The organism is Intestinibacter sp. (genome assembly GCF_034113885.1).
Classification (GTDB): Bacteria; Bacillota; Clostridia; order Peptostreptococcales; family Peptostreptococcaceae; genus Intestinibacter.
Genome location: NZ_JAXEWM010000022.1, coordinates 1 through 12,560 on the forward strand (window position 1 = coordinate 1; position 12,560 = coordinate 12,560).

At 32.2% G+C, this 12,560-nt stretch carries 12 protein-coding genes; 3 read left to right on the forward strand and 9 right to left on the reverse strand.

Going from position 1 to position 12,560, the window contains the following annotated elements:
* Window positions 1-259 precede the first annotated feature (259 nt).
* The 4 genes from SPD90_RS01175 to SPD90_RS01190 all read right to left on the reverse strand — a co-directional run bounded on the left by SPD90_RS01175 (window position 260) and on the right by SPD90_RS01190 (window position 3,780).
* Window positions 260-1,561 carry a pyrimidine-nucleoside phosphorylase gene (locus SPD90_RS01175; protein WP_320924067.1) on the reverse strand — a complete coding sequence of 434 codons (1,302 nt, stop codon included), beginning with the start codon at window positions 1,559-1,561 and terminating at the stop codon, window positions 260-262.
* An 18-nt stretch (window positions 1,562-1,579) separates the two neighbouring features.
* A complete protein-coding gene (deoC, locus tag SPD90_RS01180; RefSeq protein WP_320924068.1) occupies window positions 1,580-2,245 on the reverse strand; it encodes a deoxyribose-phosphate aldolase in 666 nt (221 codons plus the stop codon).
* A 34-nt stretch (window positions 2,246-2,279) separates the two neighbouring features.
* Window positions 2,280-3,470: a phosphopentomutase gene (gene deoB, locus SPD90_RS01185; RefSeq protein WP_320627323.1), complete on the reverse strand. Its 1,191-nt coding sequence runs from the start codon at window positions 3,468-3,470 to the stop codon at window positions 2,280-2,282.
* Between the two features lie 184 nt (window positions 3,471-3,654).
* On the reverse strand, window positions 3,655-3,780 hold the full coding sequence (locus tag SPD90_RS01190; protein WP_320627324.1) for a hypothetical protein: 126 nt from the start codon (window positions 3,778-3,780) through the stop codon (window positions 3,655-3,657).
* A gap of 221 nt (window positions 3,781-4,001) precedes the next feature.
* Between SPD90_RS01190 and SPD90_RS01195 the strand changes: the two genes are divergently transcribed.
* Window positions 4,002-4,541, forward strand: coding sequence for a sigma-70 family RNA polymerase sigma factor (locus SPD90_RS01195; protein ID WP_320924069.1), 540 nt, complete (start codon window positions 4,002-4,004; stop codon window positions 4,539-4,541).
* A 3-nt stretch (window positions 4,542-4,544) separates the two neighbouring features.
* Window positions 4,545-6,053, forward strand: coding sequence for a hypothetical protein (locus SPD90_RS01200; protein WP_320924070.1), 1,509 nt, complete (start codon window positions 4,545-4,547; stop codon window positions 6,051-6,053).
* Between the two features lie 297 nt (window positions 6,054-6,350).
* Here SPD90_RS01200 and pyrE read toward each other — a convergent pair whose 3' ends face one another.
* The 4 genes from pyrE to pyrB all read right to left on the reverse strand — a co-directional run bounded on the left by pyrE (window position 6,351) and on the right by pyrB (window position 9,536).
* Complete coding sequence (pyrE, locus tag SPD90_RS01205) at window positions 6,351-6,935, reverse strand: orotate phosphoribosyltransferase (RefSeq protein WP_290692822.1); 585 nt, start codon at window positions 6,933-6,935, stop codon at window positions 6,351-6,353.
* 66 nt (window positions 6,936-7,001) lie between these two features.
* Window positions 7,002-7,904, reverse strand: a complete 903-nt coding sequence (locus SPD90_RS01210) for a dihydroorotate dehydrogenase (protein WP_320924071.1) — start codon at window positions 7,902-7,904, stop codon at window positions 7,002-7,004.
* Window positions 7,904-8,608, reverse strand: coding sequence for a dihydroorotate dehydrogenase electron transfer subunit (locus SPD90_RS01215; protein WP_320625924.1), 705 nt, complete (start codon window positions 8,606-8,608; stop codon window positions 7,904-7,906). Before SPD90_RS01215 ends, SPD90_RS01210 begins: the two co-directional genes overlap by 1 nt.
* Before the next feature lie 4 nt (window positions 8,609-8,612).
* Complete coding sequence (pyrB, locus tag SPD90_RS01220) at window positions 8,613-9,536, reverse strand: aspartate carbamoyltransferase (RefSeq protein WP_320924072.1); 924 nt, start codon at window positions 9,534-9,536, stop codon at window positions 8,613-8,615.
* A gap of 312 nt (window positions 9,537-9,848) precedes the next feature.
* On the opposite strand from pyrB, the gene SPD90_RS01225 reads away from it, so the two are divergent.
* Window positions 9,849-11,216: an MATE family efflux transporter gene (locus tag SPD90_RS01225; RefSeq protein WP_320924073.1), complete on the forward strand. Its 1,368-nt coding sequence runs from the start codon at window positions 9,849-9,851 to the stop codon at window positions 11,214-11,216.
* Between the two features lie 125 nt (window positions 11,217-11,341).
* Here SPD90_RS01225 and SPD90_RS01230 read toward each other — a convergent pair whose 3' ends face one another.
* Window positions 11,342-12,388 (reverse strand): hypothetical protein, encoded by a 1,047-nt coding sequence (locus SPD90_RS01230; protein ID WP_320924074.1) that lies wholly within the window; start codon window positions 12,386-12,388, stop codon window positions 11,342-11,344.
* Window positions 12,389-12,560 lie beyond the last annotated feature (172 nt).

Sequence of the window (12,560 nt, forward strand, 5' to 3'; positions counted from 1 at the left end):
GTTACTTTCATTTTTATTCTCCTCATTTTATTAATCATTTTTATATGTATTTTGTGATTTACTAATTTTTTTGTTTTTAAGTGCCTTTTTTAATTATACCCTCTTTAATAGTATAAAATTACAAAAATTCAAAATAAAAAAATTTTATTCTAATTTATAACATAAATAAAAAAAGACGAGCTTTTTATAGTGTCCTTGACAAAGGGTCCACTTTAATTTTTAGTTCGCCTTTTTTTAATTATAAATTTTGTAGTATTTTTTAAGATAATATTTTTTCTATAAGTGGTCTGTTTTCAACATCTTCATCAGTAAATTCAAAAGCATTGTACAGCTCATCTATCCATTCCTGCTTCAAGTCCTCATCATGATAAACGTAACATATAATATCGCCTACATTTACCTTATTTCCTCGTTTGCAGTTAAGCTCTAATCCTACAGCATGGTTTACATCTTCATCTTTAGTTGCTCTACCTGCCCCAAGCTGCATAGCCAATACTCCTAATTTTTCAGAGTGAAGGAGTTTTACATTGCCTGATTGTCTGCTTTTTATTTCTGTTTTGTATTTAGATTGTGGAAGCAGTGATGGATCGTCTATCATTGCTACATTTCCACCTTGGGCTTTTACCATTTGCTTGAATTTTTCAAATGCCTTTCCAGAAGATATTGCTTCTTCTAGCATTGCTCTTGCTTCTTCTTTATCCTTTGCAACTTTACCTTGTATAAGCATTATCTCAGCTGCTTGCATACAAAGCTCTGTGAAATCCTTTGGTCCATATCCTTTTAATGTGTCTATAGCTTCTCTTATTTCTAGTGCATTACCTATAGTATTTCCTAAAGGTTGGTTCATGTCTGTTATCATAGCCATAGTATTTCTGCCTAGGCTGTTACCTATAGATATCATAGCTTCGGCAAGCTTTGTTGCATCTTCTATAGTGTGCATAAATGCGCCTTCTCCATATTTTACATCTAGTAAAATAGTGTCTGAGCCACACGCCAATTTCTTAGACATTATTGAGGATGCTATTAGTGGAATTGATTCAACTGTTCCTGTTACATCTCTTAGTGCGTATAACTTCTTATCTGCTGGAACTAAGTCTCCTGTTTGTCCTATGATGGAAATTCCTATTTCTTGAACTTGTTTTTTGAACTGTTTCTCAGTTAAAAAACAATTTAAGCCCTCTATAGATTCTAATTTGTCTAAAGTTCCCCCAGTGTGCCCTAGACCGCGACCTGACATTTTAGCGACCTTTAGTCCACATGCTGCCACCATTGGTCCTAGAGCCATAGATGTTTTGTCACCTACGCCACCTGTTGAGTGTTTGTCTGCCTTGATGCCTTCTATAGAAGATAAATCCAAAACATCTCCACTATGCATCATAGCCTTGGCAAGATATGAAGTTTCTCTCTCATTCATGCCATTTAGTACTATAGCCATTAATAATGAGCTTATTTGATAATCAGGAATAGATCCATCTACAACCCCGTCTATGAAAAATTGAATTTCTTCATCAGTCAGTTCTTCTTTGTATCTTTTTTTGTGTATTATATCTACAAAACGCATAACTATTTCCCCTTTATTTTAATATCCTTGTGCCTGCTTTCCTTGAATTAATTTAATAGCTGAGCTAGTTCCTATTCTATCACAGCCCTCGCTTATAAACATATCTAGGTCTGATATACTTTTAACTCCACCGGCTGCTTTTATTTTTACATTTGGTCCTATGTGTTGTTTAAATAGTCTTATGTCCTCTATAGTCGCACCAGCTGTACCAAAGCCTGTAGATGTCTTTATATAATCGGCATTTGCTTCTGTTACTGATTTACACATAGCTATTTTTTCTACTTCAGTTAAGTAGCATGTTTCTATTATAACCTTTAGTATTTTGTCTCCTACAGCTTGTTTTAGTTCTTTGATTTCTGCTGTGACTTTGTCGTAATCTCCATTTTTGACGTCTGATATGTTGATTACCATGTCGATTTCATTTGCTCCGTTTTCTATAGCCTGTTTGGCTTCTAGAACCTTAGCCTCTGTAGTCGAATATCCTAGAGGAAATCCTACTACTGTACATATATTTACACTGTCACCGTATTTTTCCTTAATGCGTGATATGTAGCATGCTGGGATGCAAACTGATGCTGTCTTGTAGTGTATTGCTTCATCACATATCTTTTGGATATCCTCCCATGTAGCTGTCGGCTTTAATAATGTATGATCAACGTGTTTTAATAATATCGATATATCCATTTTAGTTTCCTCACTTCTATTATATATTTATAAACTATATTAACTCATTTAATACAGATTTACCTATGGTATTTTCTGGCATTTCTAGGTTGAAATTATCTGCAACAGTCGCACCGATTGTCGCAAATGATTGTTTTTCTCCTAGGACCCCACTACCACTCATAGCCGGTGAATAAGCTAAAAATGGAACATATTCGCGAGTATGGTCAGTTCCAGTATAAGTTGGATCGTTACCGTGGTCTGCAGTTATTATAAGTAAATCATCTTGTGATAATTTTTCTATAACTTTACCTAGATTCACATCGAACTTTTCAAGCTCCTCAGCGTATCCAGCTGGATTTCTTCTGTGACCCCAAAGTGCATCAAAATCCACCAAGTTCACAAAGCATAATCCCTTGAAATCTCTATCCATTATTTCTAATGTTTGCTCCATTCCATGAACAGAAGACTTAGACTTGTTAGATTCAGTTATACCTTCTCCGTCAAATATATCGTTTATTTTTCCAACTGATATAACATCGTATCCATTGTCCTTTAGTACGTTTAAAACTGTTCTTCCATATGGCTTTAATGCATAGTCGTGTCTGTTGCTTGTTCTGACAAAATGACCCTTGCCTTCTCCGATATAAGGTCTAGCTATGACTCTACCTACCTTGTACTCATCTCTAAGAGTCAGCTCTCTAGCTATTTCACAGCATCTATAAAGCTCGTCTAATCCGAAAGTTTCCTCATGACCGCATATTTGTAAAACAGAATCTGCTGAAGTGTAAACTATCATGTCTCCTGTTTTCATTTGATGCTCGCCTAGCTCGTCTAATATTACTGTACCGCTGGCACTCTTATTTCCGACGATACCGTGGCCTGTCTTTTCAGATAATTCATCCAGTAATTCTTGTGGAAATCCTGTATCTGTGAAGGTCTTAAAAGGTGTAGTTATATAAAGTCCCATCATCTCCCAGTGACCTGTCATCGTATCCTTGCCGACGCTGGATTCCTTTAGCTTCATTTGGTAGCCTAGAGGCTTGTCGATTTTATCTACGTGTTTTATAGGATGCAAATTCGCCAATCCTAATCTCTGCAAATTCGGTATTTTCAAAGAATCTACTGAATCTGCAATATGTCCTAGAGTATCTACTGAGATGTCTCCGTATTTTTTAGAAGTATCATCCTCTCCTATTCCTAGAGAATCTATTACTATAACAAATATTCTATTGTATCTTTTCATCGCACTTCCCTCTCTAAAATAAATTTGTATACTTATATTTTAATCTTATTTTATGGTTTTTACCCTATATATTTTCGAAAATTAAATTACTTGAATATAAATATAAAAATAGAGTATAATATAAAAAAGAGAACTACAATTCTATTGGTACTAGAGTAGTAGCTTCTAAAAAATGAATTAAACATTATTTGTCTAAACCACTCTCACGGCCATTTGAGTGGTTTTTTACTTTTATGTAGATATGTCTAATAGCACAACATATTCCAGTTGCTACTACTTGAGATAATATACTAAATAAAAAATTCTCCATATCATTTCACCCCCTTTCACGGTAAAGTTACTTTGACATGAAGCTACCACTCTATAGATTGTAATTCTCCGCTACTTATTATAGCATCTTTTCTAATATTAAAAACTTAAAAATACCTGGTAATTTAACCCAATAATCAATTTAAATATTTTTTGAGAGATTCAATCTAATTTTTACGTAGTATATACTAAATAGAGTAGAAAATATGGCAGGAGAATACTATGGAAAAGAAAATGATCAAAAAAATTCGAAAAAAAGATCCCAAAGGTCTCGATTATATGATAAAAACATACAGCAAAAAGGTATATTTTTTAGTCAACAAAATAATCGGCTACTACGGAAAAGAGGAGGTCGAGGAATGTGTGAGCGATGTGTTTTTTAAGGTATGGGAGGATATAGACGAATTCGACGAAGCACGAGGTAGCTTCAGCTCCTTTATATTCATAAAAGCAAAATACCTAGCACTCGACTACAAAAGAAAACTCGAGAAAAATCACCTCGCAAGCTCAGAGATCGACGATAATATTTCCAACAACAAATTACCAGAGCATGAGGTTTTAGACAAAGAAACCAGCCAAGAAATCATCGGAGTAATAAAAAACTTCAAAGAGCCGGACAAAACCTATTTCTATCATAAGTACTTCATGTACTACAAAATAGACGAAATAGCTCAAAAATTCGGGGTAACTAGTTCATCTATAGAAAATAGATTGTATAGATGCAGACTCATAATAAAAGACTTTTTAGAAAGGAGAGCTTAAACTATGAAAGATAAATATACTCATAATTTAATAGATGGACTTGATGAGACAGAATTATTAAAATTGGACTTCGATGAGCTAATTGACGATGATGAGCTAAATGAGCTGGTCGTTGATATAGATAATATAAAAAAGAAAACTCATGAGAAAATAGGAATTAAAAATATCCGAAAGTATAAAAAGAAAGCTGTAATTAAATTCATAGCTACGATAGCTTTGATTTTGCTGATAGGTACTCCTATAACACTTGCTTTTGTGAACAATTTTTATTATAAATACGATGACAACAGTGGAAATATTTTAGAAAGCAAAAAACCTATTTACATACTAAAAGAACCTATCGTAAAAGAAATAAATGGTGGCGAAATAAAAATTATAAATGCTACTGTAACTGAAGATGAATCATATGAAGATTTTTATGATGGATTGTTACATCCTCTAGGAAAATTTATCAGTTATATATATGGAGGCTATGAACCACCTAGTGATATAAATATTGACTACACTATAAGTAATATTTCAGGATTTAAATATATTAAAATGGATATTATAGCTAATGGTAAAAATATTACAAATCATGACAAAGAATATGATACTCTTTCAAATATTTCTGGTTGTATAGGTTCTACTTTTTATTCTGAAGAAAACAATAAATTTAAGTTGATTGTAACTTTAATGGATAGCGATAAAAAAACTAAAAAATTAGAATTTGATTTAGAATTAGAAAAAGCAAAATCAGTAGAAGAATACAACGAAAATATTCCTAAAGATACTGAAAACAACATAACTATAAGTGCTATTACTAAAGAAGAAAAAAACAATCAATTATATGCAGAACTCATAGCTGTTCCAACTTTACAAAATTTCAATTTTGAAGTTGACTCATTTGGTAGAGATATATACGACAATAAAGGTAGCAATATATTTTTAGTAGATTCAAATGAAAATAAAATAGAAGGCGAATATGTTGAAGACGATATGAAAAACAATATATTCAAATTCGATACTACAGGAATGAAAAAACCATTCACATTAGAAATAAATGAAATTAGTGTTATAAATGAAAACAATAGCAGAGTTAAAATCTCTCTTCCAAAACTAAAATTTGGTCAAAGCTTGGAATTAAACAAAAAAGTAGACATAGAGAATAAAAATAACTTACTAACAAAAGAAAATCATAATGTAATTATAAACAAAGTAGAAAGAAATAACATCGATGGTCTAGATAGCTATATAATTGAAATTGAATATCCAAATAATAAAAATTCCAATTTTAAAATTCTAGATTTAGATTTAGGATATCCTTTCTTTTTACTTCCATTTATTGATACGTATTATTCTAGTATTTCTCAAAGCTATGCAAATAGCGAATCTAAGTCAAGTATAATAGTAGATTTGCAAGATCAAAATGATCATAATTATACCGGTAGAGATAAACCAAAAGGAGTTAAATTTACAATTTCTCCATATACATATTCAATTAATGGAAATTGGAGATTAAATTTAGATTAAAACTAAAAGTAGAGCTATATATTTTGCTATAGCCCTACTTTTAACTTTTATAATAAATACTAACAATTAAAACGTATCTTTTCTAAGTATCTCTAAATATCTCTCATAAGAAAAAATTAAAAATACATGGTAATTTAATACAATAATTAAATTGGTTAAAATTACCATGTATGCAATTCATAAAAATGCACTATAATTATTAGAAGCAACGTTTCAAGTTGCCACTACTTTCTTTATATAATAAATCACTCCCAATATAGTTGGGAGTGATTTTATTTATATAATTTTAATCTTTAATTACATTCCTATTTCTTTAAATTCTCTACTACCTGGTTTAACTAATTCTATCTTTCCTTCTTTACATAAAGGACATTCGTCAGCGTCATAAACTTGTATATCTAATTTTATAGCGCTGTATATTGGCATTCCTATTGGAGCACTAGTTCTGTCTGCTATGCAAGCAACACCTATAACTTCTCCACCTAATTCTTCTAATGCTTTTTTAGTTTCTAAAGTTGATTTACCAGTTGTAACAACGTCTTCTGATATTATTATTTTAGCTCCTGGTTTAACTTCGAATCCTCTTCTAAGTTGCATTACGCCGTCTTTTCTTTCAGTGAAAACAGCTTCTTTGTTTAATTGTCTTCCTAATTCATAAGAAACTATTACACCACCCATAGCTGGTCCAACTATTAAGTCTATGTCTAAGTCTTTTATTTGGTCAACTACTGTGCTTAATACTTGTGCTGCGTATTCTGGGTATCTTAAAACTTTTGCACATTGTACATATCTGTTACTGTGTTTTCCTGAAGATAATAGGAAATGTCCTTCTAATAATGCATCGCTTTTCTTTAATATATCTACTACGTCTACTTTACTCATCGCTAAATTCCTCCATTAATTTCAATTTATAATATATTTATATTAATTTATTTTTAATTTCTTTTACTAGATTATGCCTCTGATTTCATCCAAAGATTTTATGCCTTCTCTTTCCATGAAGGCTTCTATTCCATCAACAATTTCAAGTCCCGCTCTAGGATTCATGAAATTAGCTGTTCCTACTTGTATGCATGTAGCACCTGCCATGATGAATTCAATTGCATCTTCAGCTTTTGTGATTCCGCCCATACCGAATACTGGGATTTCCACGTTTTTGCATACTTGGTGAACCATTCTAAGTGCTATAGGCTTTATAGCTGGTCCTGATAAACCTGCGTATACATTTTTGAAAACAGGTTTTCTGTTTTTTATATCTATTGCAAGAGCTTGGAATGTATTTACTAGAGATACACCGTCTGCTCCTTCTTCTTCACAAACCTTTGCCATAGCTACTACGTCTTCTGCATTTGGTGAAAGCTTGATTACTAGAGGTTTCTTGCAAATTGCTCTTACATCTCTTACTACTTCTCTAGCTACTTCACTTTTGATTCCAAATGCCATACCTCCAGCCTTTACGTTAGGGCAAGAAATATTTAATTCGATTATGTCTATTTCTTTGTCGTTTAGAAGCTCTACTCCTGTTACATAATCGTCTATGCATCCTCCACCTACGTTAGCTATTCTAACTAGATCTAAATCCTTGAAGAAAGGAAGCTCATGATCTATGAAACCTTGTACCCCTGGGTTTTCAAGTCCTACACTGTTTATCATTCCTGATGGAGTTTCCCAAACTCTTATGCCTTCATTTCCTGGTTTAGAATTTAATGTAAGTCCTTTGCTACTTACTCCACCTAATTTTGATATATCGTAAACTTCATTGTATTCTCTACCAAATCCAAAGGTACCAGATGCCATTATTACTGGATTTTTGAAAGTCAAATCTTTAAATTTTACACTCATATCTGCCATTAAAAAATCACATCCTCTCCCCAGAATACTGGACCGTCTTTACAAGTTTTCTTATTTCCACCTGTAGTTTTGCAAGTACATACTAAGCATGCACCCATACCACAAGCCATTCTATTTTCTAATGAAACCATCACTCTTGTGTTAGTTCCCTTTTCAGCGTTTGTTTTATTAACCTTGTCCATTAAAACCTTCATCATAGGTGTTGGACCACAAGTTAGTATATAGTCATATTCTGCTGTATCTATAGCATCTGTAACAAAAGTGTTTCCTACAGTTGTTGTTACATTATTACAAACAGCTTCATATTTATCTACTAAGATAGGTTCATTTCTGAATCCTAAGTAAGCATCACAATTAGGTATATTCTTTGCAACTAAATACAAAGGTGCTACACCTATTCCTCCGCCTACTAACGCAACCTTACCTTCTACTTTTTGGTATCCGTTGCCATAAGGTCCTTCTAATTTTATTTCGTCTCCAGCAACTAATTTACTGAATATCTTAGTTCCTTCCCCGACTACTTTATATAAGAAAGTTATACCTTCTTCATCTATATCATGAATACTTATAGGTCTTGAAAGTGTTGGATATGTATCCCATGCTCTAAGCATATAGAATTGACCCATTTTTCCTTCAAATTTTCCTTGTACCTTCATTTGGTACATATCTTCACCTATATATTTATTTTCTATTATTTTGTACATTATCCTACTCCTCTACGTCTACTCCTAAAAGTTTCATTATTAAAGCCATTCTTACGTACATTCCAAACTTAGCTTGTTCGAAGTATACTGCTCTCTTGTCATCATCTACATCAGTAGTGATTTCGTTTACTCTTGGTAATGGATGCATTACTAACATGTTTTCTGGTGCTTTGCTCATTTTTTCTTTATCTAATATATAGCATCCCTTTAATTCTTCATATTCATCTAAATCTGCAAATCTTTCTTTTTGTATTCTAGTCATATATAAAATGTCTAGAGTTGGTATTGCATCGTCTAAGCTTGCAGTTTCATAGTAAATATGTTTTTTAAGATTTTGTTTTACATATCCAGGCATTCTTAATTGTTCTGGAGCTATAAATACGAATTTACTATCGTTGTATCTGTTCATAGCTTTAACTAATGAATGCACAGTTCTTCCGTATTTTAAGTCACCACATAAGCCTACTACATGGTTATCTAATCTTCCTGTTAAAGTTTTTATTGTAAGTAAATCTGTTAGAGTTTGAGTTGGATGTTGATTTCCACCATCTCCAGCATTTATAAAAGGTACTTGTGTGTACTTTGTAGCCTCAGCTGCTGAACCTGCGATAGGGTGTCTCATAACGATTATATCAACATATCCAGATACTATTCTTATAGTGTCTGCTAATGATTCTCCCTTTGAAACTGATGATGAACCTGGATCTGAGAAACCGACAACTTCTCCACCTAATCTTTTCATAGCTGATTCAAAGCTAAGTCTAGTTCTAGTTGATGGTTCATAAAATAATGTAGCAAGAAGTTTACCTCTGCAAACTTCTGAATATTTCCCAGGATTAGCCATAATCTTTTGAGCTAAATCTAGTACTTCATCTATTTCTTTAATTGAAAAGTCTTCTGGTTGGACCAAATTTCTTGATTTTAACATTTCTTATCCTCCTTTTTCAGCCTCACCGGACTAAAATTAAAAGCTATTTTTATTCTGTTAGTAGGTTATCATTTTTACATTTTTATGTCAATAGATTGGCATAAATCCTGTTTAACAAATTACAAAATAACTTTTCTCTATTTACTATTTTAAATTATTGTTTGATTGATTACTACCTCTATTATATGATATAATTTAATTGCTAACTAGTAGATACTACTAAAAGGCTATATATTTTCTCGTTTCTGAACAAAAACGAGCTAATATATAGCCTTTTTTTATAATATTTATTAATTAAAGGAGGTCAAAAAAATGGAAGAAGCTAAACAAAATCCTATGGGGACTAAATCTATTTCTTCATTGATATTCACGATGGGATGTCCACCTATAATATCGATGTTTGTGCAATCGATGTACAACATAATAGACAGTATATTTGTCGCTAAATTAGGTGAAAATGCACTGACAGCAGTATCGCTAGCGGCTCCAATTCAGTACTGTCTACTTGCAGTATCTGTAGGTGTCGGCATAGGTATGAACTCTTATATCTCTAGAAGCCTCGGCGCAAACAATATCGATGAAGCAAATAACACCGTGACACATTCTATGATATTGTCATTTATTCATTCTTTATTATTTATAGTTTTAGGCTTGCTATTTATACAGCCGTTTTTCCGAGCATTTACTGATTCTGAGGAAATCTTTACACTTGGATGTAACTACACTTATATAGTAGTATTGCTTTCATTTGGGTTGTTTTTCCAAATTACCTTCGAAAAAATATTCCAAGCTACTGGTAACACGCTAATGCCGACTATATCACAGGCAATTGGTGCGATTGCAAATATCATACTAGATCCAATTTTCATATTTGGTTGGTTCGGCGTTCCTAGACTAGGAGTTACAGGTGCGGCTATAGCTACTATAATCGGACAAATGATATCGTTTTTAATATTGTTAGTATTTTTCATTAAATCAGATAGTATGCTGAAGATGGACTTAAAACGATTTAAATTTGAGTTTCATATTATAAAGGAAATTTACGCAGTTGGAATTCCTTCAGCTTTAATGATTTCTATTTCATCATTACTTACAATTGTGCTCAACTTTGTTTTAGTAAAATTCTCAAATACAGCTGTATCTGTCTACGGTATCTACTATAGATTGCAGACATTTATCGCAATGCCTGTAAATGGGCTTGTTCAAGGTATGAGACCTATAATAGGATACAACTACGGTGCGAAAAATAGAGATAGAATTTTCGAAGCATTGAAAATAAGCCTTATGGTATCCTTTACTATAATGCTTATAGGTTTCCTACTATTTATGTTTATGCCTAGACAGCTGATGTCGATGTTTAGTGCTTCAGAAAATATGATGAATCTAGGAGTTCAAACGCTTCGTATAATCAGCCTAGGATTTTTATTCTCTGCATTTTCTTTGATTATATCTGCTATGTACGAATCTATCGGAAAGGGTACTTATAGCTTGGTTATTTCTCTGCTTAGACAATGCGTGATAATTATTCCTGTTTGTATGATTTTTTATAAGAGTATTGGTTTGACTGGTATTTGGATTACGTTACCTGTTTCTGAGATTGTTGCTGCAATTGCTTGCTTGGGTATGTTTTTGAATACTTGTAAGAAAGATCCTGTTTTTATTAAGGATAAGGAATTGTAATATAAAAATGAAAGTTTCTTAAAAATTTAAATCTGTGTGATTTTGTAAATAATCTTACAAAGTCACACAGATTACAAAAAAGGAAATTATTCATTATTAAATCAAAAAATCTTCCATATTAATGTTTATTTTTCAAAACATTCTTTAATATATTTTTCATTAAGCTCTACTGTTGTTCCATCACCTTTATATAATCTTTCAAATCCTGATTCAAATAAGATTCTTCTACACGCATCCACATCAAGTCCTCTATTAGCAGCTGTATCTGCCTCTGTATCACGAGGATTTATACCTGTTTCAGCACAAATCATATTTCCACCTGATACATAACCTATTTCATTTGGCTCATGTACCCCTATTACTGGAAATGCCTTAGCTTGCATAATTGCCAAAGATTGAACAGCTAGTATGTAACCTAGTTCAAAATCACTTATTTGTCCATATTTAGCAAGCGGAGTTCCTGGAACTGCTACTCTCTTCATACAACCAGTTTGAATACATTCCATTTCTAAAGATAAGAATATACGATCTACTAATTCTTCAGCTGTATGCTCAGTACCAATAGGTTCTACACAATCTAGTAAATCTAAACCTGCTGCTTTAGCATTTTCCATAGTTTTAAATCTATCCTTAGGAGATAATTTAGTATATTCGCCTTCTCCTAATCTGCAAACGTGATAAACTCCATCAATACCAGCGGCTTTCATCTGTACAAATGCTTCATAGCTAGTATCTCCTACATTTGAGAAAAGCTTTGTACCGCCTATAACATTTTCTTTTGCAATTTTAACGACATCTAAAAAGAAGTCTAAATCATATGTATGCATAGTCATCATATAAAGACCATATAAATCTCCACCCTTGCAAAAATCATGGATTTTTTGCGCAATAGTATCTCTTTTTACTCTTATAGGACTAAATGATGTGTGGCTCTTTCCAAATGAACAGAATGAGCAATCAGCTTCACAAGGAAAAGCCTCTACTCCAATTTGACCAAATATAGCTGCTGAATTGTTAGTTCTTTTTCTTATAAGATCATTTGCAGCTGCACGCACTATATTTGCTTCAGTTGAATTTCTATCTAATTTTAAAAGATATATACAATCCTCTTTTGTAAGTGCTACTTTTGCATATGCTTTTTCTAAAATTTGTACTACTTTTTTATCTAACATATTTTATCTCCTCCATATAATACAAATAATTTCCGAAATTTTAATCAAATTTTAAACATAATACGGAAATAATAACCTTGGAATTCCATTTTTTCAATTGATAAAATCATACTTAGATTATAGCTGTATTTCAGTCTATATCTTAATTTGATGATAGTACTTATTAAATATT